We start from the raw sequence: 22,893 nt of genomic DNA, 5'->3' as shown, positions 1-22,893 counted from the left end.
CTTTTTGCGGGGCGCGGCGTTTGGCCGTCCGCCGCCTGGTCAGTTGAAGGTGGTGCGTTCAAACAGATGGGACACCTGAGCCGCCAGCAGGCTGTGCTCTGGGGCGGCGAGCTTGGGGTCTTCCTCCAGCAGCTCGTGAGCGCATTTTTGGGCGGCTTCCAGGGTGCGGGTGTCGCCCATCAGGTCGGCCAATTGCAGGGTGGGCAGGCCGTGCTGCCGGTCGCCGAAGAAGTCGCCGGGGCCCCGGGTCTCCAGGTCGTATTTGGCGATCTCGAAGCCGTCCTGGGTGTGGCAGAGAAAGCGCAGCCGGTCCCGCACCGCTTCGCCGGTGTGGTCGCTGATGAGAATACAATAAGCTTCACCGCCGCCGCGGCCCACCCGGCCCCGCAGCTGGTGCAGCGCCGACAGGCCGTACCGCTCCGCGTTCTCGATCACCATCACCGTGGCGTTGGGCACGTCCACGCCCACCTCGATCACGGTGGTGGAGACCAGCACGTCCAGCTCGCCGTTTTTGAACTGGTCCATTACGGCGGCCTTTTCCTTGGGTTTCAGCTTGCCGTGCATCAGGCCGATGCGCCGGTGGGGCAGAAGGGCTTGGGCCACGTCGGTGAGGTAGCTGGTCACCGCCTGTAAATCCGCCGCGCCGGGGGCTTCGGTATCGCTCTCCTCCACCCGGGGGCAGACGATGTACACCTGGTGGCCCTTGTCGATCTGGTCGTCCAGAAAGTGGTACATGTCCCGCCGCTTTTTGCCGGTCACCGCGTAGGTTTTTACCGGCAGGCGACCGGGGGGCAGCTCGTCCAGGATGGAGATGTCCAGGTCGCCGTACATCAACAGGCCCAGGGTGCGGGGAATGGGCGTGGCGCTCATCACCAGCACATGGGGGGCGATGGATTTGTCCGCCAGCAGGCCCCGCTGGCGCACGCCGAACCGGTGCTGCTCGTCCACCACCGCAAAGCCCAGCTTTGCGAACTCCACCCCGCTGCTGATCACCGCGTGGGTGCCCACAATCAAATCGGCTTCGTGGGCGGCGATGGCCGCCAGCGTGGTGCGCTTCTGGGCGCCCTTCATGCCGCCGGTGAGCAGGGCCACCCGCAGCCCGAAGGGCTCGAGAAAGGTTTGCAGGGTGGCCGCGTGCTGGGCGGCCAGAATCTCGGTGGGGGCCATGAGGGCGCTTTGGTAGCCGTTCTTCGCCGCCATGTAAACGCCCGCCGCGGCCACCAGCGTTTTGCCGCTGCCCACGTCCCCCTGCAACAGCCGGTTCATGGGCTGTTTGGCGGCCATGTCGGCGCAGATTTCCGCTGCGGCCCGCCGCTGGGCCCCGGTGGGGGAGAAGGGCAGGCTGTCCCAGAAGGGGGTCAGGCCGGTGGGCTGCATGGGCGCGCCGCTCTTCACCGCGCCCCGGCTTTTGAGTAAGCTCAGGCCGATCTGCAACGTGAACAGTTCCTCAAATACCAGCCGCCGCCGGGCCGCCGCCAGCGCCTGGGGCGAGGAGGGGTGATGGATGTTCTTCACCGCCGTCCATTTGTCCGGCATGCGGAACCGGGGCAGGTAGTCCGGCGGCAGCGGCTCCGGCAGCGGGTCGGCGGTGGCCAGCGCGTTCTCCACACAGCGGGCGATCTGGCCGCTGGCCAGGCCCTCGGTCTGGGGATAGACCGCCACGAAGGGTTTGCGCTCCACCTCCGCCTGGGTGCGCACGATGGGGTTTGCCATTTCCCGGCGGGAGAGCGCGCCTTTCGCCCGGCCCTCAAAGTAGTATTCCTCGCCCAGCAGCAGCTTGTCCGCCATGAAATGGGTGTTGAACCAGGTGAGGGTCAAGGTGCCGGTGTCGTCTGCGGCAGTGGCCTGCACCATGGTGCGGCCGCCGGGCAGGCGCACCGCCCCCTTCTTGGCGCAGACCTCGGCCTTGATGACCACATCGGCGCCGGAGGGGGCTTCGGCGATGGGGCTGGGCTGGCTGTAATCAATGTAGCGGCGAGGATAGTGGCAGAGCAGGTCGCCCACGGTGGCGATGCCCAGCCGGGCGAAGCGCTCGGCCAGCTTGGGGCCCACGCCCTTGACGTATTGAATGGGGGTATCCGGCTTCATGGCGGGGCCTCCTTTTTTGTGTGAATCAAAGGGTAGAAAAAAGCGCCGCCGGTTTCCGGCGGCGCTCAGAATACGCAAAACGCTGTGCGATCAGGGAAGAATTACTCCACGCTGATCATGTAGTAGTAGACGGGCTGGCCGCCGTTGATCAGGGTGACCTCGATGCCGTCGCCCACCTTGGCCTGCACCAGCTCCAGAGTGCGCTGGGCGTCCTCTTCGCTCACGTCACAGCCGGAAATCAGGGTGATGAAGCTGGTGTCCTTCTTTACCATGCTGCGGGCCAGACGGTAGGTGGTCTTGGTGATGTCGGTGCCGATGTTCACGATCTTGCCGTTCTCCATGGCCATGATCTCGCCCTTCTTGATCTTGTGGCCGTCGAAGTCGCTGTTGCGGGCGGCGAAGGTCACAAGACCGGTGCTCACCTGACCGGCGGCGTCCATCATGTTGATGGTGTTGGCGTCCACGGTGGCGTCCGGGTCAAAGCTCAGCATGGCGGTGATGCCCTGGGGAACGGTGCGGGTGGGCAGCACCACGATGCGCCGGTCGGCCAGCTTCTGGGCCTGCTCGGCGGCCATGATGATGTTCTTGTTGTTGGGCAGCACGAACACGGTCTTGGCGGGCACGCTCTGCACCGCGGCCACGATGTCCTCAGTGGAGGGGTTCATGGTCTGGCCGCCGGAAACCACGGCGGAAACGCCCAGGTCGGTGAATACGTTGGCCAGGCCCTCACCGGCAGCCACGGCCACAAAGCCGTACTCCTGGTCCGGGTCCACGGCGGCGTACACAAAGGGGCTGGTCTGCTCGGCCTGCTCGGCTTCCTTCTGCTTCTCCAGGCCCTTGCCCTGCTTCTGGCGGGCCAGGAACTGCTCGTGCATGTTCTCGATCTTGAAGCCGGTCAGGTAGCCGTACTGGATGGCGTGGCTCAGGATCTTGCCGGGGTCGGCGGTGTGCACGTGGCAGTTGATCACGTCGTCGTCCTCAATGACCACCACGCTGTCGCCGTTGCTCTCGCAGAAGGCGCGCAGCTTGTCGCTGGAAACGCCCTCGTTCTTGTTCACCAGGAACTGGGTGCAGTAGCCGTTCTTGATGTCCTCAACCTTCATCAGGTCGTCGCTGAACACGCCCTTGCCGGCGGCGTCGCTGGAGTGCTTGACCTTGCTCTGGGTCTGCTCCTCGCCCTTCACGGGCTCGCCGCCCTTGAACACGATGTCCATACCCTCGAAGATCACCATCAGGCCCTGGCCGCCCGCATCCACCACGCCGGCCTTCTTCAGGACCGGCAGCTGGTTGGGGGTGTTGTCCAGAGCGCGCTGGCCGGCGGCCAGCACCAGGGTCCACAGCTCGTTCACGTCGGCCAGACCGCTGGCACTGGCTTCCTCGCTGGCGATGCGGGCCACGGTGAGCATGGTGCCCTCGGTGGGCTTCATCACGGCCTTGTAGGCGGCCTCAACGCCCTTTTCCAGCGCGTGGACCAGGTCCTCGGCGCCGGCTTCCTTCTTGCCGTCCAGCGCCTTGGACAGGCCGCGGAACAGCAGGCTGGTGATAACGCCGGAGTTGCCGCGGGCGCCCCGCAGCATGGCGGAAGCGGCCACCTTGGCGGCCTCGCCCACGGTGCAGCTGTCGGCCAGGTTTTCCAGCTCACGGACAGCCGCCATCACGGTCATGCTCATGTTGGTGCCAGTGTCGCCGTCCGGCACGGGGAAAACGTTCAGCTCGTCCACACGGGAGCGCTGGTTGGAGATGTTGTTGGCGCCGGAGATGATGGCGTCACGCAGGATCTTACCGGTAATCATAAGCTATTGCACCTCATGTAAAGTAAAGTATCGTTGTTGGTATGGGGCGGGCTTTAGTCCGCCACGATGTCGTCCACCGAGACCTCGATGCGGGCCACGGTCAGGCCGGTGGCCTTTTCCACCTCGTGCTTGACTTTGTGGGTGATGCTCTTCACGATGGTGGCGATGTTCAGCCCGTAGCCCACCTTGATGTGCAGCTCGATGGTGAGCTGACGGTCCGACTGGGTCACGCGCACGCCCTTCTCCGGGAAATCGTTGCCGAACACCAGGCTCTTCAAATCGTCGCCGCGGCCGCCGGTGGCCATGCCCGCCACGCCGTAGCAGCTGCGGGCCGCCTGGCTGACCAGCTCGGCGAAGTAGTCCGACGTCATGCTTATGGTGCCCATGGGGTTTTGCAATGTGATCATAAACTGCCGCTCCTTTGCATTTGTATCCGCCCGTGGGCGGTGGGGTCGGTTATTCGGCCGCGTCGAAGCGCAGGCCTTCCAGCGAATAGAATACGTTGCTGATGGAACAGCTCAGCCCGCTGATGCCGCGGCTGTGCACCACCGTGCCGTTGCGCCACAACAGGGGCACATAGGGCATTTCGGCGGCAAAGGCCTCTTCCAGCGCGGCGGCGGAGTTCTGGTCTGCCTTAAAGGCGGCGTAGGCGGTGGCGAGCGCTTCGCTCTGCACGATGCCCACACTGGCCTGACCCCCTTCAAAAAAGGGGCTCATATCCATATTATTATACAACTTGACCTCGCCGATGTACAGGTCAAAATCACCGGATGCAACTTTTTGGCTGTAAACGTCAAAATCCGACGCCTCTTCCACCGTCACATAGATGCCGGCCGCGCCCAGCTGCTCCTTGAGCAGGGTGGCGGCGTAGCGCTTGTAGGTGTTGCCGCTGTAGACCAGCAGCCGCAGGTTCAGCCGCTCGCCCTTCGCGTTCTGGTAGTAGCCCGCGTCGTCCAGGCTGTAGCCCAGGGCGGCCATGTCGGCGGCGGCCTGGTCGGCGGTCAGCTCGGCGCCCGAGAGGATCACGTGGCTGTCCGCCACGCAGTCGTAGTGGTCGTTGATGCAGCCGGTGGCCGGGTAGGCCCGGGAGTAGTAGCTCTTCTGGGCCAGCTGGGCGCGGTCGATCAGCTGGCTGAGCAGGCCGCGGCCCCCGGGGGTGGTGAGCAGGGGGCTTTTTTCGCCGCTCTCCGGCGGGGTGGCGTTGATGCCCAGAAAGACCAGGTTGTTGGTCTTGTAATAGTCCGACACGCTGGAAAAGCCCGCGCTGGTCTGGGCGAAGTCGCTGGCGGTGTACAGGTTCAGGCTGCCCACCGCAAAGCCGGAGACCATCTCTTCATAGCTGCTCACCTCGGCCAGATAGATGGTGTCCGGTCCGTTTTCCGCGAAGGCGCAGGAGTCGTTGCGCACCAGCGACGCGCTGTCGCCGTAGGTGTAGCGGCCATTCGGGGTGGGCTGGGTGGCGGCGGTCTCGGTGGCCTTGAGCACCGGAATGTCGCACAGGTAGGCGAACATGGAGTCCGGCGCGGCCAGGATCACGGTGACGGTGTCGCCGCTGGCCTTCACCTCGGTCACATTGGCGAAGCGGGCGGCGTAGCGCTCACTGACCCGGGCGGCCTCCAGACTGGCGGCGGCGTCCTGGGCGGTGACGGGGGTGCCGTCCGCGAAGGTGCAGCCCGAGCGCATGTGGATGGTCACCGTCTCACCCGCACTCACGATGGAATCCGCCAGCCGGTATTCCAGCGAAAGCTCCGGCGTCAGTTCCACCAGGCACTCGAACAGCAGCCCGGCGTTCTGCTCCACCAGATTGGATGAGGAAGCATAGGGGTTAAAGCCCGCCGAGGGGGTGTAGCCCAGCACCAGAGCGGTGGGCGCGCCCGCGCTCTGTTGGGGCACAGAGGCCGCGCCGGAGGTGAAAGCGGACGAAGCGGACGAGGCCGCCTGGGAAGAGGCGGAAGAAGCGGCCTCGCCGCCGCAGCCGACAAGCAGGGCAAGGCAAAGCGCAAAAGCCGCCAGACGGCGGAATCGAGCCATGGGCAACACATCCTTTTCAGGTCAGAATCGGTACCTTAAAGCATATCATAAATCAAGGCCGTTGACCAGTGAAACCGGGCAAAAAAGCCCCTTTGCGCCGTCCGGCGCTGCCTTCATAAGTTTTTCACACCAAGGGCGGCAAAATGTGATAAACTATAGATACAGAATCATGGAATCCCGGGCCGAAGCCTTCCGGCTCGTTTTTTGAGCAGCACCGTTTGTAAATCATGCGGGGCTGTCCGAAGAGAATGCAGCGCGTAAAGTGAGGTTTTGTGAGTGAATTTGCTGTTCTTTTTGACGCCCAAGCAGGACGTGGCCTTTTTGTATGAGGACTTCACCCTGCGCCAGGCGCTGGAAAAAATGGAGTATCATCGCTATTCCAGCATCCCGGTGCTGAACCGGGTGGGCGAGTATGTGGGCACCATGACCGAGGGCGACCTGCTCTGGGCCATCAAGAACCAGGGCATCGACCTGGACGACGCGGAGGATATTCCGTTAAGCAGCATCCCCCGCAAGCGGGATTACAAGCCCGTGGCCGTGACCACCCAGATGGACGAACTGGTGGCCGCCGCCATGACCCAGAATTTCGTGCCCGTGCTGGACGACAAGAAGAGCTTCATCGGCCTGGTCAAGCGCAATGCCATCATCCAGTATTGCTACGACCGCTACCGGGCGGTGGCCCCCATGCTGGACAGCCAGAAAATGGGCAAATCGAGCGAAAGAAAGGTGTTTTGACAAATGGAGTACCGGAAGATCGAACCCGCCGCCATCAGCGGCAATCCCTTTGAGATGATCGGCAAGGAGTGGGCGCTGGTGAGCGCCAAAAAGGCCGACGGCACCGTGAACACCATGACCGTGAGCTGGGGTTCCATGGGTGTTTTATGGAGCAAGAACGTGGTGCAGATCTACCTGCGCCCCCAGCGCTACACCAAGGAATTCGTGGACCAGGCCGGCCGCTTCACCCTGAGCTTTTACGGCGAGGGCGCGAAGAAGGAGCTGGGATACCTGGGCAAGGTGAGCGGCCGGGACGAGGATAAGATCGCGAAGGTTGGCTTCAACGTGCGGGACTTCGACGGCGTGCCCGCCTTTGAGGAGGCCCGGCTGGTGCTGGTCTGCCGCAGCCTGTATGCCCAGTCGCTGGAGCCGGAGTGCTTCTTGCCCGGCAACAGCTGCGACAAGGACTGCTACCCCTTGAAGGATTACCACACCATGTACGTGGCCGAGATCGAGGCTGTGTACGAGAAGGCGGAATAATTTTTTTAAAAGCAGCAAGGCCCCCGGAGAATGCTCCGGGGGCTTTTTTGTGTTTGCTTTAAAAGGGATGTTTATTGGACTGCATTTTTTGCCAGAAATACTTGAAGTACAAATTATGGGACGGATTGTTTGATAGAATAGGACCATCGGAAGGGGGCGCGGCCCCCGAAAACAGTTTCAAGTAAAGAAAGGCAGGGTCGAGTATGGATTGCATCATTCGGAACGTGGGGTCTCATGTGGAGGTATACAGCCGGAGCGGAGTGTTTCTGTTCTCGGCCGACAACACCCGCGAAGCCATGGAGGAGCTGGGCCAGGCGGGCTGAGCCGGAAGAACGCGTGGGACACGCCCGGCACAGCGGAGTGAAAAAGGGCGGCGGGGGGCGAATCCCGCCGGAATGTGAAATAAACGCCCGCCCCGGCACGTTATCTGTATGAAGAGAAAACCGGAAGGGAGTGTGCCGCCATGACGAAGCATCGCAGAGCAAACAGTAAAAGGAACAACGGGAAAGCACTGGTGCTGGCTCTGGCGCTTTGCGTCCTGCTGTCCGGCTGTGCTGGATGGGGGCAGAACTCCACGGAGGGAAGCAGCCCCGCCAGCGGCAGCGTGGTGGCGGGCAGCAGCATCCCCCAGACCGGTCAGGAGGCCATGGCCTTTCTGGAGGGCAGTCTGCGTCCCTATGACAAGGGCGTGGAGTTCACCCTGCCCGAGGGCTGGCCCGGCGAGGACTGGAACATCCATATCAGCGGCCGCGCCGCCATGGGCGATGGCGGTATGAGCATCCACCTGATGGAAAAGGAGAACGCCGCAAAGGCCTGGCAGGCGGGAAAGACCTATCAGATCGAGTGCGCTCAGGGCTACCTGGACCTGAACCTGAGCGCTTACCTGTATTCCGACGAGGAGCAGGAGCTGTCGGTGGATCTGCTGGCTCTGGCCCAGGGGCAGCCTCAGCCCCAGGCGCCCGCCGCCCCGGAATCGGAGCCGGTGGAAAGCGTACCGGAGAGCGCCAGCGAGCAGGATATGACCCAGCGGGTGAGCGCCACCTTCCCCGCCTATCAGGAGGGACGGAGCGAGTATAACGGGGAATATTACGACCAGGCACCCTTCACCGCCAGCTTCCTTCTGCCCCAGGGCTGGAGCCTGAAGGAGCCGGAGAAGGCCGACCGGGTCTTTGACCAGGGAATGAACACCCAGCTTCTGGTCTGCGACAGCACGGGCCGCGCCGCGGGCAGCATCGGCTACGGGCTGATCGAGACCGCCGAGCCGGGCAATGAGCCGGAGGCCGGGGAGGAGTACAAGCTGGTGTATTGCTATCTGCGCACCCCCTCCAGCTGCCACTGGGAGGACTACCGGGCAGTGAAGCATACCGCGTCCGGCGAAAACGCCGTGGCCACGGTGTATTTTGAAGAGTCCGAGCCGGGGTACGCTGCCGAAGAGCGCACCGCCCACGGGGCCCTGGCGTATGACAAAGAGCTGGGGGTTTACGTGGCCCTGCGCATGGAGGAGGACGCCCCATTCACCGCCGACCAGGTGGAAACGCTGGCCCAGAGCCTGACCCTGGCAGCCGCCTGAGCCGGCTCGAAAAGCCAAAAAGGAACAAAAAACCAGCCGCCGCAACGGAACCGGTTGCGGCGGCTGGTCTTGTTTTTGGTTGCAGGGGCTTGTCCCGCGTTTATGCGCTTACACGTAGAACAGCATGGTGCTGTAGCTGGGCAGGGGCCAGTACTCCGCGCCGCAGATGGACTCGGCGGCGTCGGCGGCGGCACGCAGGTCGCTCATGGCGGGCAGCACCACGTCGTGGTAGCAGCGGGCGGTGGCCAGCGCGCCCTCGCTGCGCTCGGCCTTCTCCACGCAGGCTTCCAGACGGTCGGCCGAGTCGCTCATGGCGTCGGTGTAGTTGGTCAGCTGGCGCAGCACCTTCTCCTCGGCCTTGCAGCTGATGCCCGGGCAGGCGGTCTTCTTCCGGTTCATGCCCTTGGCGATGTCGCCCATGTAGCGGCTGGCGGCGGGCACCAGCTGACGGCGGGCCATTTCCAGCATGGTCACGGCCTCGATGTGGCGCAGCTTGGCGTAGTGCTCCAGCTTTACTTCATAACGGCTGCGGCACTCGGCCTCGTTCAGCACGCCCATCTGCTCGAACAGGGCGATGTTCTTGGGCTCCACGAAGGCGCCCAGGGCTTCGCAGGCGCTGGGCTCGTTCTGCAGGCCGCGGCGGGCGGCTTCCTCTTCCCATTCCTTGCTGTAGCCGTTGCCGTTGAAGATCACCCGCTTGTGGTCGCGGATGGTGCGGCGGATCAGCTTGACCACGGCCTTGTCGAAGTCCTCGGCCTGCTCCAGCTCGTCGGCGTAGCCCTTCAGCTCCTTGGCCACGGCGGTGTTCAGCACGGTGTTGGCATCGGAAATGTTCACCGAGGAACCGGGCATGCGGAACTCGAACTTGTTGCCGGTGAAGGCGAAGGGGCTGGTGCGGTTGCGGTCGGTGTCGTCCTTGGCGAACTGGGGCAGGACCTCAACGCCCAGGTCGATCTTGGCGGCGGCGGGAGCCACGTACTCGCTGCCGGAGGCGATGGCGTCCAGAATGCCTTCCAGTACCTCGCCCATGAAGATGGACACGATGGCCGGGGGCGCCTCGTTGCCGCCCAAGCGGTGCTCGTTGCCCGCGCCCACGATGCTCATGCGCAAAAGGTCGTTGTATTCATCCACGGCCTTGATGATGGCGGCCAGGAAGATCAGGAACTGCAGGTTGTCCTTGGGGGTGTCGCCCGGGTCCAGCAGGTTCATGCCGGGGGCGGACAGGGACCAGTTGTTGTGCTTGCCGCTGCCGTTCACGCCCTCAAAGGGCTTTTCGTGCAAAAGGCACACCAGGCCGTGCTTCGGGGCCAGCTTCTTCATCATCTCCATGGTGAGCAGGTTGTGGTCCACAGCCACGTTGCACCGGTCGAAGATGGGGGCCAGCTCGTGCTGGCAGGGGGCGACCTCGTTGTGCTTGGTCTTGGCGGAGATGCCCAGCTTCCACAGCTCCTGGTCCAGGTCCTTCATGAAAGCGGACACTTCCTCGCGCAGCGCGCCGAAGTAGTGCTCCTCCATCTCCTGGCCCTTGGAGGGGGCCGCGCCGAACAGGGTGCGGCCGGTGAGGATCAGGTCCTCGCGGGCTTCGTAGTGCTCCTTTTTAATCAGGAAATACTCCTGCTCGGGGCCCACGGTCACGTCCACGTGGCTCACGTCCTTGCCGAACAGGTGCAGGATGCGCTTGGCCTGGCTGGTCACGGCCTTCATGCTGCGCAGCAGAGGAGTCTTTTTGTCCAGGGCCTCGCCGGTCCAGCTGCAGAAGGCGGTGGGGATGCACAGGGTGCCGTCCTTGATGAAGGCATAGCTGGTGGGGTCCCAGGCGGTGTAGCCGCGGGCCTCGGCGGTGGCGCGCAGGCCGCCGTTGGGGAAGCTGGACGCGTCGGACTCGCCCTTCACCAGCTCCTTGCCGGAGAACTCCATGATGGCGGTGCCGTCCTTGTTGGGGCTCAGGAAGCTGTCGTGCTTTTCACTGGTGATGCCGGTGAGCGGCTGGAACCAGTGGGTGTAGTGGGTGGCGCCGTTCTCGATGGCCCAGTCCCGCATGACGCTGGCCACGATGTTCGCCAGGTCCAGATCCAGTGCCGCGCCCCGCTGCAGGGTGGCTTTCAGGCTTTTGTAGGTGGCGCTGGGCAGGCGCTCCTTCATCACATGCTCGTTGAACACGAGCGAACCGTAGATCTCTTTGGTGTTGGCTGGTGCCATAACTGTTCCTCCCTCACGAAAGGCCGGACGGGCCGGGGCGACATAAGAAAACGACGGTTCTGCCGTAGGATTTTGGCGAACAAAATCTTCAAAGGCGCGGGCAAGCCACCAAGGCTTGCTCCGCCCCTTTTCGCACCTTCTGCATCCAAAATCCTGGGGCACGGGCTGCGGGCGCGTCAATGATGCGCCCGCTCTGCTTTCGCAGACCGCCCAGCCGGTCCAAGACCCCACTGGGGTCTTGGCCGCTTCGCGGACCCGGACTGCATAGCACCGGAAAAGGCACGATTTTGATGGGAGTGCAAGGAAAAGGCCCGCAGGCACCCTTGGCGGCTGTCAAGGGGCTTTGACGCTGCAATCCCGCAAAAGCGGCCCTTTTCCGGCGTCGTTTTCTTGTGTCACACCGGCGAAAGGCCGGCGGTTTCCCATACGAATATTTCACAAAAAATTATATGTTTTTTTACACCCGCCGTCAATTCAAAACAAGGGCCCGGCTTTGCGGTTTGGCGGGTTTGCAAAGACCGGGCCCACGCGGGCAAAAATTGTTGGTGACAGTGCCGAGAACCGGCGGCGAAAAGTGTGATTTTTCCCCGCCGAAACGGCGGATTCAAAGGCCTGTCCGGGCGGCGGTGCGCCGGTTCAGGCGACGCCCGGTTAAATGACCTGGAAGAGGAAGAATTTCAGATAGTTGGTCTCCTCCACGTTCCACAGGATGGGATGGTCCGGAGCCTGCTGGCGCACCTCGATCTGGCGCAGCTGGCGGCCTGCGTCCGCAGCGGCGCTTTTCAGCATCTTGATGAACATCTCCTCGGTGGCAAAGTGGCTGCAGCTGGCGGTGGCCAGGTAGCCGCCCCGGGGCAGCAGCTTCATGGCCCGGTAGTTGATCTCCTTATAGCCCCGCATGGCGTTGGCCGCGGTCTTGCGGGCCTTGGTGAAGGCGGGCGGGTCCAGAATGATGAAGTCGTAATTGTGGGTACCCTCCAGCGTGGGCAGCAGCTCGAACACGTCGGTGCACACAAAGTCCATCCGGCCCTCCAGGCCGTTGCGCTGGGCGTTGGCGCGGGCCATATCCACCGCCGCCTGGCTCACGTCCACCGCGGTCACGTGCTCGGCCCCGCCGTAAGCGGCGTTCAGCGCGAAGCTGCCGGTGTGGGTGAAGCAGTCCAGCACTCGCTTGCCCCGGGCCAGCTTGGCCACCTGGCGGCGGTTGTATTTCTGGTCCAGGAAAAAGCCGGTCTTCTGGCCGTTCTCAAAGTCCACCGCGTAGCGCACCCCGTTCTCGCAGATCTCGGTGGTGGTGGAGGCAGGGTGGTCCTCGCCGTGCAGCTCGAACCAGCCCTTGTTTTCAAACAGGCCTTCCCGGGCGCGGAGGGCCACGTCGTTGCGTTCGTACACGCCGCTGATGATCTGGCCGTCCTTGCGCAGCACGTCCACCAGCAGCGGGAACAGCTGGGCCTTGCGAATTTCCATACCATAAGAGAGGGTCTGAGTAACCAGGATGTCACCGAAGCGGTCCACGGTCAGGCCGGGCATCTGGTCCGCCTCGCCGAAGATCACCCGGCAGCAGGAAAGATCCTCAGGGCCCATCACGGTCTTGCGGTAGGCCCAGGCGTATTCAAAGCGACGCCGCCAGAAGGCTTCGTCGAAGCTGTCGTTGGCGTTGCGGCTGATCAGCCGGATGCGGATCTTGCTCTCCCAGCTCAGGAAACCGGTGCCCAGATAACGGCCCTTGCTGCTCACCACGTCCACCAGCGCGCCGTTCTCCGGCCGGGTTTCCGGTTGGCCGGTCAGTTCGTCGGCATAGACCCAGGGATGGCCGCTGAGAATGCTGTTCTCGGCCTTCCTGGTCACGGTGTAAACGGGGTAGGGACGGGTCTGTTTCATGGTGCACTTTCCTTTCCTGGCAGTTTCTTTTATAATAAAACCGAGCGTTTGTGCGGGGCCCCGGGCCCCGGCTGAAAAAATTTTTATGGCAATACCGCATAATTTCAGGTGGTGGAGCACGCCGGAAAATTTTGGTGCGAAACGCCGCCTGAACCGTTCGGTGTAAATTGTGCGGGATTGCCTTATATCAATTCAAGTATACCCGGTTTGCACCCGGGTGGCAAGCGAAATCCGCCGCCGGTGCAGGCCGCGAAAAAGGAGAAAAGACCATGGAGATCGAACGCAAATGGCTGGTGAAGGGCTGGCCCCAGGGCCTTGCCCCGGTGAAAACCTTCGTGATGCGCCAGGGGTATGTGACGACCCGCCCCACCGTGCGCATCCGCAGCGAGGAAAGCGAGGGCAAAACCGATTACATCCTCTGCTTTAAAGGCAAGGCCAGCGCGGACGGCCTGGCCCGGGAGGAGATAGAAGCGCCCATCGACCCGGCGCTCTTTGCCCGGCTGGAGGCCTTTTTGCAGCGGCCCCTCATTCAAAAGGAGCAGCGCCGCTACAAGCTGGAGGGCGGTCTTGTGCTGGAGGTGAACCGGGTGGACGCGGGCCAGCCCGGCGAGTTCTTCTACGCCGAGGTGGAATTCGACAGCGAGGACGCCGCCCGCGCCTGGCAGCCCGGTGCGCTGGCGGAGTATCTGTCCGACGAGGTCACCGGCACCCCCGGCCAGAGCATGGCCGCCTACTGGTGCGCCACCCGGGGAGATCTTGCCGACGAATACCGGGTGGAGTAATTCCCGACGGGAAAGTTTTCCACAAAAATACGAAAAGTATTCCACGGTTTTCGACAGGTTTTCAACATCGGGGTTTTCCCCCGGGTGTGGAAAACCCGGTGTTTTGTAAAATCCCGGCAAAAAATTGGCCGTAAAATGGCAAAAACCAGGTAACAGGAATTATTTTCAGCAAGCAGAAGGCCCCGGATTTTCCCGCTGTGTGGAAAACCGGGGCCGTTTTCAGCAGGTTTTCCACACAAAAAAGTGGAAAGTGTTGAAAACAGGCAGGTTTTCCCCATGCACGGAAGAACCCTTGTCAGGAACCCCCGCCGCTCCCTTCGCATAGGGTGAAGGCAGAGGAAAGGGGGAGAAAAGGGATGCACCAGATCTTGACGGCGGTCTCGATGACCGCCTTTCCCTGCCTGTGCACGGCGCTGGGGGCGGGGGCGGTGTTTCTGGCCCGGCCCGCGCCCGGCGGCGGACCGGGGCAGGGGCTGGCCGGCGGCGTGATGCTGGCGGCCTGCGTGTTCAATCTGCTGCTGCCCGCGGCCGAAAGCGGGTGGCTTGCCCCGGCGGCGGGGCTGGTGGCCGGGGCGGCGCTTCTGCTGCTGGCCGAGCGGTTGGCGGGCGCTTTGGAAAGCGGCTGCGAACGGCCGGGCAAGCCCGGCGGCTGGGGTGCGGCGGTGGCCATCGGGCTGCACAACCTGCCCCAGGGCATGGTGGTGGGCCTGGCCGCGGCGGGAGCAGCCGGCGAGACCGGAGCCGCGGCGGCGGGCACGCTGGCGCTGAGCGTGGGCATCGGCCTGCAGAACCTGCCCGAGGGCGCGGCGGTGAGCCTGCCCATCTGGCGGGCCGGGGCCGGGCGCTGGCGGGCCTTCGGCGCGGGCGTGGCCAGCGGCCTGGTGGAGCCCCTGGGCGCGGCGCTGGCGGCAATGCTGGCGGGCGGCGCGCTGGCCGGGCTGATGCCCTGGCTGCTGGCTCTGGCCGCCGGAGTGATGCTGGCCGCGGCGGTGCAGGAGCCGCTGGCCGCGGCAGCCCAGCAGGGCGCCGGGGGCGTGCTGGCGGCGGCAGTGGGTTTTGGCCTGCTGATGGCGCTGAACCTGGCGCTGGGCTGAAATACAGAAAAAGGCCCCCGGAGTTCTCCGGGGGCCAGTATGCTTTGGATGAATCAGATCACAGTCTTCCACAGGCCGTGCAGGTTGCAGTATGCCCAGGCGGCCACCGGGGCTTCGCCCTCGGCCAGCGCAAATTTTACCTCCGGGGCGCCCCCGGCGGAAAGCGCCTTCTGCTGCCAGCCCTGGCTGGTTTCCAGCACCACCCACTGGATCAGGTGCTCCTCGGTCATGGGATGGGCCACGCTGCCCACGCTCACCGTCACCGTGCGGCCGTTCACGGCCACCACCGGCAGGTGCTTTTCCACCGCGGCGTCCACCACGCCGGGCTCCAGCAGCTTCATCTTCTCCCCGCAGCATACCACAGGCACGCCGCTCTTGTTCAAAAAGGCAACAATGTTGCCGCAGTGCTCACAACGATAAAATTCCATACCAAACGCTCCTTTCCATGCGCTCAACAGTTAAAAGGGTTGTTCCTTGTCTACCAGTTTACTTAATTTTGACGGATATTACAACTGGAAACCCTCTCCAAAAAGAGACAATGTCACACAAAAAAGAGCGCTTTTGCGCCGCCGGGTTGTCGAAAGCGGGCAATTTGTGAAATGTTGCTTAACAATGATCGTACTTTTATTGACAAACACAGCCTTCCATACTATGATTAAGCAATAGGCTTTCTTTTATTTAATTATTTAAATCATTATTTAAATAATCCACCCGCTTTGACGGGATTCCAAAGGAATATCACTCCGCTCGCGGGCTTTATACATCCTGCCTGCGGGTGTTTTATCAATATTTGGATGAGAGAGTTTGAGAACAACGGAAAGGAGGACGCGATTTCCCATGCGTTTGCGTTTGGAAACGGATTACGGCATCCGCTGCATGCTTTATCTGGCGCAGCAGACCGATTATGCGCAGGCGGGCAAGATCGCCGCGGCCATGGACGTGCCGGAAAATGTGATTCCCCGGGTGCTCAGCCGGCTGAAAAAGGCCGGGCTGGTGCAGGCCCGCAGCGGCGTGACCGGCGGCCACAAGCTGGGCCGCCCCGCCAGCCAGATCACCATGCTGGACATCATCACCTGTATGGAGGACCACACCATGCTGGGCCGCTGCCTGGATGATACGGCAAAAACGCCGGAGCAGAGCGGCGCCATCGCGGGCATGCAGCACTACTTCTTGGAGCTGCAGCAGGTGATGGAAAATTCCATGCGGTCGGTCACGGTGCAGCAGCTGCTCGCCGAACAGCCCGCCTGAAGCGAAAACAGAACAACGGGCCGGGGAGCTTCGCTCCCCGGTTTTTTGTTTTGACAAAGCCCGGTGGCTGTGATATACCAAAAATAGTTTGTATGGTTGGGCCAAAACGGCCCGCCGCCTGGAGGGGGAACGAGTATGGAAACGATCGAACAGCAGCTGCAGGAGTGGAACCGCATCCGGCGGTATCTGGATATCTCTTATTCTTATGTGCTGGCAAAACGGATGGAAGAGCCACGCACCAACCCGGTGCTGGGCTACCGCACCGCCGGCAGCCGGGCGGAGTTCGAGACCGGCGAAGTGCTGGCCGCCGAGATGCGCGCCATCGGCCTTTCGGTGGAAAAGCACCGCTTTACGCTGGACGGGTGGGACTTCCACCACGCCCGCCTTACTTATAAGGACGAGGAGGGCAATGCCCACACCGCCGAGCTGGGCAGCTATCAGACCGACTTCGACACCAAGGGTCCGAAGCACTACACCCTCATCGACGCGGGCACCGGCACCGCCGCCGAGCTGGACCGGCTGGACGTGCGGGGCAAGCTGGTGCTGGTGCACATCAACCAGCGAAACGACTGGTGGATCAACTACCCGGCCTATCAGGCCCATCTGCGGGGCGCGGCAGCCATTCTGGCGGTGCAGGCGGGCGGCTACGGCGAGGTGGACGAGCAGGCGCTGAACGCCCAGAACATCTGCGGCCCCCGGCAGGCGCCGGCCTTCTCCATCTCCCGCAGGGACGCGGCCGCTCTGGCCAAGGCGGCGCACCTTGGCTTCGGCCGCTGCGCCGAGGTGACGCTGGACTCGCTGTCCACCGTGATGCCCGAAACCGAGAGCTACAACATCGTGGGCACCCTGCCCGGCGAGGACACCGACGAGATGGTGGTGGTGAGCGCCCACTACGATTCCTATTTTGAGGGCTTCCAGGACGACAACACCGCCGTTTCCCTGATGCTGGGCATGGCCCGGGCCCTGAAGCTGGCGGGCTACAAGCCCAAAAAGACCCTGGTGTTCTGCGCCTTCGCCGCCGAGGAATGGGGCGTGATCGACAGCCGCTACGACTGGTCCACCGGCGCTTACAATCAGATCTTCCGGGTCCGGCCGGACTGGGCGGGCCGGGTGATCGCCAACATCAATCTGGAGCTGCCCGCCCACGCCCACGGCAAAAAGCACCGGGTGCGCAGCGTGTACGAGCTGAAACGCTTCTTGAACGAGTGCATCCGCGCCTTGCCCGACGAGGTGGCGAACCTCTACCCCAAGGGCGTGGGGGTCGTCTGCCCGGTGCAGACCTGGTCGGATGATTTCTCCATGGCCATCGGCGGCGTGCCCAGCATGGTGGACGAGTTCGGCGGCGGCCGGTTCATGGCCACCCATTACCACTCCCAGTTCGACAACGACGGCGCTTACGATGAAAAGGTGTATCTGTTCCACCATCTGTTCTACACCTGGGTGCTGCTGCGGCTGGACAGCTGTGTGCTGCCCCCGCTGGACTTTGCCGAGCGGCTGTGGGCGCTGGATGCCAGCCTGACCAGCCAGAAGCTGAGCGCCCAGACCGAGGGCGCCTTCCGGAAAAAGCTGGCCGAGGCCGCCCGCCGGGCGGACAAGCTCACCCGCTGGGTCTGGAAGGTGAACCAGGGCGAGGTGGAGCTGAGCGAGGAGACCCGCGCCGCGCTGCGCCGCCGCCTGCTGGAAATGTTCCGCCTGTGTCAGGACTGCTTCGTGCGGCTGGACTGGAGCGAGAACGCCATCTTCCCCCACGAGAACACCCAGGCCAACCTGAACGCCCTGCACACCGCCGCCTGGCAGCTGGCCGCGGGCATGGGCAAGCAGGCGGTGGAGAGCCTGTGCGACATCGACGACAACCGCTATGCCAACGCCTTTGACCCGGCGGTGGTGGATTACTTTGCGGACAAGGCCCGCAACCAGCCCGCCGAGCGGCTGATGTGGGGCGCGGGCCGGTTGCAGGAACGGCTGGCGCTGGGGAGCCTTTTGCGCCGCATCAAGGCGGAGGAAAAGGCCGAAAAGCCGGACCACGCCGCCGCCCTGGCCCAGGTCAAGCAGCTGAAAAAGGACCAGCAGGAGCTGCTGAAGGAGATCGTCAAGGGCGAGACCGCCGACCTTGCCCGGCTGAGCAAGGCCCTCAAGCAGACCACCGGCGAATTTTTTGCCGGGAAAGGGGAGTGAGCCGCCGTGCAGACCGACCGATTGTACCGGGTCACGGAGTACGACATCCCCAACGTGATCCGCACTTTGACCGAGTGCTTCCAGGCGGACCCCCTGTACCGTCAGCTCATCCCGGACGCGGACGTGCGCCAGCGCACCCTGCCGGAGATTTTTAACTGCGACGCCAACGAGATGCTCTCCTGCTGCAACGTGTATGCGGACAGCCACGAGGTGGGCGGGCTGGTGATCCTGGACGACGAGACCGAACCCTACGACCCGCTGCGGTATTTTTCCACCGAGGCCTTCTATGCGCTGAAAACCGACGTGTGTCTGGTGCGGGAGGACTGGTCGCTGAAAACCCTGTGGAACTTCTTTCTGGGCCGGCAGTACCTGAACTCCCGCTGGACCGAGGAGCTGCCGGACAACCGGATGCAGCTGATCTACTTCGCGGTGCGCCCGGCTTTGCAGGGCGCGGGTGTGGGGCATAAGATGATCCAGCCGGTGCTGGACTACGCCGACGAGCACGGGCTGCTCATCTCGCTGGAGACCCACAACCCGGCCAACCTGCCCCGCTACAACCACTACGGCTTTGATGTGTACAAGACCCTGAAAAGCCATTTTGAACTGACCCAATACTGTCTGGTGCGCCAGCCCGGCGCGCCGCTGCGGCCCAAAGCACAGGCCGCCCCACAGAAAGGAATGTGAAGATATGCCCTGTTTTGATTTTGCCTACGGAAGCGGCCGGGTCCAGCTGGACCTGCCGGAGAATGCCCGGTATCAGGAGCTGCGCGGCCACAACGAGCCCCCCATTGAGGACATCCCCGCCGCCCTGCGCGCCGCGCTGGAGGCGCCCATCCACGAAAAGCCCCTGCGCGGCTGGCTGCAGCCCGGCGACCAAGTAACCCTCATCATCAGCGACATGAGCCGCTTCTGGATGCGGCAGGATCTGGTGATCCCGGCGCTGGTGGAGTATATGGAAACCGAATGCGGCATCCGCACCGAGGACCTGGTCATTCTGGTGGCCAACGGCACCCACATCGGCGGCGACGAGGCCGAGCTGCGCACGCTGGTCACCGATGCGGTCTATGACCGGGTGCGGGTGGTGAACCACGACTGCCTGGCCGACGACCTGGTGTATCTGGGCACCACCAGCCGGGGCACCGATGTGGTGGTGAACCCGCTGGCGGTGGGCCGCAAGGTGGTGGCTCTGGGCGCGGCCACCCAGCACGTGATGGCGGGCTTCGGCGGCGGACGCAAGAGCATCCTGCCCGGCATCGCCTCCATGAAGACCATCCAGCAGAACCACGCCCACTCGCTGGACCCCAACGAGCCTCATTCCAACCCGGCCATCGGCAACGCGGTGCTGGGGGGCAACCCCCTGCACGAGGATATGTGCGAGGCGGCGGCCATGGTGGAGCAGCTGTATGTGGTGAATCTGGTGATGAACGCGGGCATGAAGCTGGCCCGCATCACCGCCGGTCACTGGCTGGATTCCTGGCTGGAGGCCTGCAAGGCCGCCGACGCCATGTACCAGACCCCCATCGCCGAGAAGGCGGACGTGATCATCACCAGCTGCGGCGGCTACCCGAAGGATATGTCGCTGTATCAGGGCACCAAGACCATCGACAACGTGGAGTTCGGCCTGAAAAAGGGCGGAACGCTGGTGCTGCTGGCCGAATGCCGGGACGGCGGCGGCCCCGCCGAATATTTTGACTGGGTGGATTCCCTCTGCGCCGGTACCCTGGATGCGGACCTGCGCAAAAACTTCACCATCCCCGGATACATCTTCTATCTGAACTGCGAGCAGGCCGCCCGCTACAACATCCTCATGCTCACCACCGCCCCCGCCGGGCCGCTGGCGCGCATGGGCATCAAGGCCTTCACCGACCCGGCCGAGCTGTGCCGCCAGCTGGAGCTTGCGGGCAAGCTGGTGTATGTGATTCCCAACGGCTCCACCGTCATTCCGGCGGTGAAGTGAGCGGGCCGCCCCGGCGGAAATGCTGCATATTCATTGCATAATGAATATTTATTCAAAAGCTTCCGTGCAAACTGCACAGAGCCGCCGCCAAAGCCGGTCCGGTTTTGTGGGATTCATGGAAAAACCCTCTTCGGCTGAATATTTTTGCAAAAATCCCTTGTAAAAATCGGAACAGTGCGTATAATTATACACATGGACGGGGCAACACCCCGCAAGCGAAAACGAATCACGGCGGCAAGGCCAGGGCAAAGGGAGCCCGGCCGGGGCAAAACAGCACCCCGAAGCCGCCCCATATAACGGAGGGAATCGACCATGAAAAAGTTTCTTGCCATTGCCATGGCGGCTGTTCTCAGCCTGAGCCTGGCCGCCTGCGGCGGCGCTGCTTCCAGCACCGCTTCTTCTGCCGCCTCCTCTGAGGCTGCTTCCACCGGCGCTTCTTCCGAAGCCGCCAGCGCATCCACCACCGCTTACGACTACTCTTCCTACACCGGCGAGACCATCGAGGCCATCAAGGCCAAGGGCAAGCTGGTTCTGGGCACCGAGGCTCAGTACGCTCCCTTCGAGTTCAAGGACATGGACGCCAACTTCGTGGGCTGCGACATCTGGCTGGCCCAGCAGGTGGCCGACGCTCTGGGCGTTGAGCTGGAAGTGATGGACATGGCCTTCGACGGCATCATCCCCGCTGTGAAGTCCAACCAGGTGGACATCGGCATCGCCGCCTTCACCGTGGACGAGGAGCGCGCCAAGGAGATCGACTTCACCGACATGTACCAGAAGGACGAGCAGATGCTGATCGTCAAGAAGGGCAATGAGGAAGTTTACACCACCAAGGAGTCCCTGGCCGGCCAGCAGGTTGGCGCCCAGCGCGGCACCACCCAGAGCAAGCTGATCCAGAGCGCTCTGCCCGATTCCAAGCTGTTCGAGCTGGACAAGTGGCCTACCCTGGCCATGGAAGTGGCCAACGGCAACATTGCTGCCATCGTGGTGGACGGCGCTGTGGGCCAGAACCTGATCGCCACCAACGACGGCATCGCGCAGGCCAACTTCACCTTCAGCGAAGAGGAGGCCAGCTTCGGTAAGGCCGCCGTGGTTGCCAAGGGCAAGGATGACCTGAAGGAGCTGGTGAACGCGGTGATCGCCAACGTGACCAGCGACGGTTCCTTCGACGCCGCCTACGACGAGGCGGTTGCGCTGAGCGAGAGCATGGGCGTATAATAAAACGAAAAAGGGCATCCTCACACCCGAACAGGGTGTGAGGATGCTGTTGTGTCTCTACGAAAGGGGAGTCTTATGGAGTTTCTGGAAAAAATGGTGACCCTGTTCACCAAGTACAACAGCTTTTTCAGCGCGGGCGTGGCCAACACCATCATCCTGGCGCTGTTCACCGTGCTGCTGGGCACCATCCTGGGCACGCTGCTGGCCATCATGAAGCTGGGCTGGTTCGCCCCCACCCGCTGGCTGGCCAACATTTACATCGAGTTCATCCGCGGCACGCCGCTGATGATCCAGGTGATGTTTTTGTTCTACGGTCTGCCCATGGTGGGCATCACCTTCCCCAGCCTGCCCTTCATTGATAACTCCGACCGGTTCATGGCCGGTATCGTGGCCATGAGCATCAACAGCGGCGCCTATGTGGCCGAGATCATCCGCAGCGGCATCCAGGCGGTGGACAAGGGCCAGACCGAGGCCGCCCGCAGCCTGGGCTTCAAGTCCGGCCAGACCATGCGCATGGTGGTGCTGCCCCAGGCCATCAAGAACATTCTGCCCGCCCTGGGCAACGAGTTCGTGACCGTCATCAAGGAATCCTCCATCGTGTCGGTCATCGGCATCGCCGACCTGATGTACCAGACCAACAGCGTGATCTCCACCACCTACCGCTCCCTGGCGGCGCTGGCGGTGGCTGCCATCATCTACTTTATCATGACCTTCTTCACCTCCCGTCTGATTGCGTTTGCAGAAAGGAAAATGGCCAATGGCACTAGATGAACTGATCGTTGTAAAAGATTTGAATAAGTCCTTTGGCAAGCTGCATGTGCTCAAGGACGTGAATACCACCATCCGCAAGGGTGAGGTGGTGGCGGTGATCGGCCCCTCCGGCAGCGGCAAAAGCACCTTTCTGCGCTGTTTGAACCTGCTGGAGGTTCCCACCGGCGGCCATGTGTTCTTTGAAGGCGTGGACATCTGCAACAAAAGGACCAACATCGACCTGCACCGCCAGAAGATCGGCATGGTGTTCCAGCAGTTCAACCTGTTCAACAACATGACCGTGCTGCAGAACATCACCGCCGCGCCGGTGAAGATCCGCAAGATGGACCCCAAGGCCGCCGAGGAAAAGGCCCTGCAGCTGCTGGACCGGGTGGGCCTCGCGGACAAGGCGGACAGCTATCCCGCCCAGCTGTCCGGCGGCCAGAAGCAGCGCGTGGCCATTGTGCGCGCGCTGGCCATGGAGCCGGACGTGATGCTCTTCGACGAGCCCACCAGCGCCCTGGACCCCGAGATGGTGGGCGAGGTATTACAGGTTATGAAGGACCTGGCCGCCGAGGGCATGACCATGGTGGTGGTCACCCACGAGATGAGCTTTGCCCGCGAGGTGTCCAGCCGGGTCATCTTCATGGCCGACGGCCAGATTCGGGAGGACCGGCCCGCCCGGGACCTGTTTGCAGACCCGCACGACGACCGGCTGAAGGATTTCCTTTCCAAGGTGCTGAACCTGTGAGACGCACCGCTTGCAGCAGGCGGAAAAATGTGATACACTGCGCATGACGCGCCCGGAGCAAGAACCGAACAAGCGGCGCGGCTCCCCTTGAAAAAGGGGGCCGGG

General features: G+C 63.0%; 19 protein-coding genes. 12 read left to right on the top strand and 7 right to left on the bottom strand.

Features of this window, described 5'->3' with window-relative positions:
• Window positions 1-39: 39 nt before the first annotated feature.
• The 4 genes from recG to B5G03_RS00865 form a co-directional block, all read right to left on the bottom strand.
• The gene (recG, locus tag B5G03_RS00880) at window positions 40-2,088 is read right to left on the bottom strand and encodes an ATP-dependent DNA helicase RecG (protein ID WP_087179938.1); all 2,049 of its coding nucleotides are present in this window, start codon (window positions 2,086-2,088) and stop codon (window positions 40-42) included.
• Between the two features lie 101 nt (window positions 2,089-2,189).
• Entirely contained in the window at window positions 2,190-3,881 is a 1,692-nt protein-coding gene (locus B5G03_RS00875) for a DAK2 domain-containing protein (RefSeq protein ID WP_087179937.1), read from the bottom strand.
• A 53-nt stretch (window positions 3,882-3,934) separates the two neighbouring features.
• The gene (locus tag B5G03_RS00870; RefSeq protein ID WP_087179936.1) at window positions 3,935-4,288 is read right to left on the bottom strand and encodes an Asp23/Gls24 family envelope stress response protein; all 354 of its coding nucleotides are present in this window, start codon (window positions 4,286-4,288) and stop codon (window positions 3,935-3,937) included.
• Between the two features lie 49 nt (window positions 4,289-4,337).
• Window positions 4,338-5,912, bottom strand: coding sequence for an ABC transporter substrate-binding protein (locus tag B5G03_RS00865; protein WP_087179935.1), 1,575 nt, complete (start codon window positions 5,910-5,912; stop codon window positions 4,338-4,340).
• 276 nt (window positions 5,913-6,188) lie between these two features.
• On the opposite strand from B5G03_RS00865, the gene B5G03_RS00860 reads away from it, so the two are divergent.
• The 3 genes from B5G03_RS00860 to B5G03_RS00850 all read left to right on the top strand — a co-directional run bounded on the left by B5G03_RS00860 (window position 6,189) and on the right by B5G03_RS00850 (window position 8,736).
• Window positions 6,189-6,647, top strand: coding sequence for a CBS domain-containing protein (locus B5G03_RS00860; protein ID WP_087179934.1), 459 nt, complete (start codon window positions 6,189-6,191; stop codon window positions 6,645-6,647).
• A 3-nt stretch (window positions 6,648-6,650) separates the two neighbouring features.
• Complete coding sequence (locus tag B5G03_RS00855) at window positions 6,651-7,166, top strand: flavin reductase family protein (protein WP_087179933.1); 516 nt, start codon at window positions 6,651-6,653, stop codon at window positions 7,164-7,166.
• Window positions 7,167-7,629: 463 nt separating this feature from the next.
• Window positions 7,630-8,736: a hypothetical protein gene (locus B5G03_RS00850; RefSeq protein ID WP_140401608.1), complete on the top strand. Its 1,107-nt coding sequence runs from the start codon at window positions 7,630-7,632 to the stop codon at window positions 8,734-8,736.
• 108 nt (window positions 8,737-8,844) lie between these two features.
• Here B5G03_RS00850 and B5G03_RS00845 read toward each other — a convergent pair whose 3' ends face one another.
• Together B5G03_RS00845 and B5G03_RS00840 are read right to left on the bottom strand one after the other, a co-directional pair.
• Window positions 8,845-10,935: a glutamine synthetase III family protein gene (locus tag B5G03_RS00845; protein ID WP_087179931.1), complete on the bottom strand. Its 2,091-nt coding sequence runs from the start codon at window positions 10,933-10,935 to the stop codon at window positions 8,845-8,847.
• A gap of 651 nt (window positions 10,936-11,586) precedes the next feature.
• Window positions 11,587-12,816, bottom strand: coding sequence for a class I SAM-dependent rRNA methyltransferase (locus B5G03_RS00840; protein WP_087179930.1), 1,230 nt, complete (start codon window positions 12,814-12,816; stop codon window positions 11,587-11,589).
• Window positions 12,817-13,085: 269 nt separating this feature from the next.
• On the opposite strand from B5G03_RS00840, the gene B5G03_RS00835 reads away from it, so the two are divergent.
• Together B5G03_RS00835 and B5G03_RS00830 are read left to right on the top strand one after the other, a co-directional pair.
• Window positions 13,086-13,598 carry a CYTH domain-containing protein gene (locus B5G03_RS00835; RefSeq protein ID WP_087179929.1) on the top strand — a complete coding sequence of 171 codons (513 nt, stop codon included), beginning with the start codon at window positions 13,086-13,088 and terminating at the stop codon, window positions 13,596-13,598.
• Window positions 13,599-13,954: 356 nt separating this feature from the next.
• Entirely contained in the window at window positions 13,955-14,692 is a 738-nt protein-coding gene (locus B5G03_RS00830) for a ZIP family metal transporter (protein WP_242962237.1), read from the top strand.
• 53 nt (window positions 14,693-14,745) lie between these two features.
• Here B5G03_RS00830 and B5G03_RS00825 read toward each other — a convergent pair whose 3' ends face one another.
• Window positions 14,746-15,120 carry a desulfoferrodoxin family protein gene (locus tag B5G03_RS00825; protein WP_087179928.1) on the bottom strand — a complete coding sequence of 125 codons (375 nt, stop codon included), beginning with the start codon at window positions 15,118-15,120 and terminating at the stop codon, window positions 14,746-14,748.
• Window positions 15,121-15,529: 409 nt separating this feature from the next.
• Here B5G03_RS00825 and B5G03_RS00820 point away from each other — a divergent pair, with 409 nt between their 5' ends.
• The 7 genes from B5G03_RS00820 (at window position 15,530) to B5G03_RS00790 (ending at window position 22,788) form a co-directional block, all read left to right on the top strand.
• Window positions 15,530-15,940, top strand: coding sequence for an RrF2 family transcriptional regulator (locus B5G03_RS00820; protein WP_087179927.1), 411 nt, complete (start codon window positions 15,530-15,532; stop codon window positions 15,938-15,940).
• Between the two features lie 135 nt (window positions 15,941-16,075).
• Complete coding sequence (locus B5G03_RS00815; protein WP_087179926.1) at window positions 16,076-18,115, top strand: M28 family peptidase; 2,040 nt, start codon at window positions 16,076-16,078, stop codon at window positions 18,113-18,115.
• A gap of 6 nt (window positions 18,116-18,121) precedes the next feature.
• Window positions 18,122-18,799: a GNAT family N-acetyltransferase gene (locus B5G03_RS00810; RefSeq protein WP_087179925.1), complete on the top strand. Its 678-nt coding sequence runs from the start codon at window positions 18,122-18,124 to the stop codon at window positions 18,797-18,799.
• 4 nt (window positions 18,800-18,803) lie between these two features.
• Window positions 18,804-20,072: a nickel-dependent lactate racemase family protein gene (locus B5G03_RS00805; RefSeq protein WP_087179924.1), complete on the top strand. Its 1,269-nt coding sequence runs from the start codon at window positions 18,804-18,806 to the stop codon at window positions 20,070-20,072.
• Between the two features lie 312 nt (window positions 20,073-20,384).
• Window positions 20,385-21,287 (top strand): transporter substrate-binding domain-containing protein, encoded by a 903-nt coding sequence (locus B5G03_RS00800; RefSeq protein WP_087179923.1) that lies wholly within the window; start codon window positions 20,385-20,387, stop codon window positions 21,285-21,287.
• 75 nt (window positions 21,288-21,362) lie between these two features.
• Window positions 21,363-22,058, top strand: a complete 696-nt coding sequence (locus B5G03_RS00795) for an amino acid ABC transporter permease (protein WP_242962236.1) — start codon at window positions 21,363-21,365, stop codon at window positions 22,056-22,058.
• A 1-nt stretch (window position 22,059) separates the two neighbouring features.
• Window positions 22,060-22,788 carry an ATP-binding cassette domain-containing protein gene (locus tag B5G03_RS00790; RefSeq protein ID WP_162613310.1) on the top strand — a complete coding sequence of 243 codons (729 nt, stop codon included), beginning with the start codon at window positions 22,060-22,062 and terminating at the stop codon, window positions 22,786-22,788.
• The last annotated feature ends 105 nt before the right edge of the window (window positions 22,789-22,893 follow it).

This window comes from Gemmiger sp. An50 (assembly GCF_002161595.1).
GTDB lineage: Bacteria > Bacillota > Clostridia > Oscillospirales > Ruminococcaceae > Allofournierella.
The sequence above is the reverse complement of the archived record's forward strand: the minus strand, read 5'-3'. Positions and strand labels throughout refer to the sequence as shown.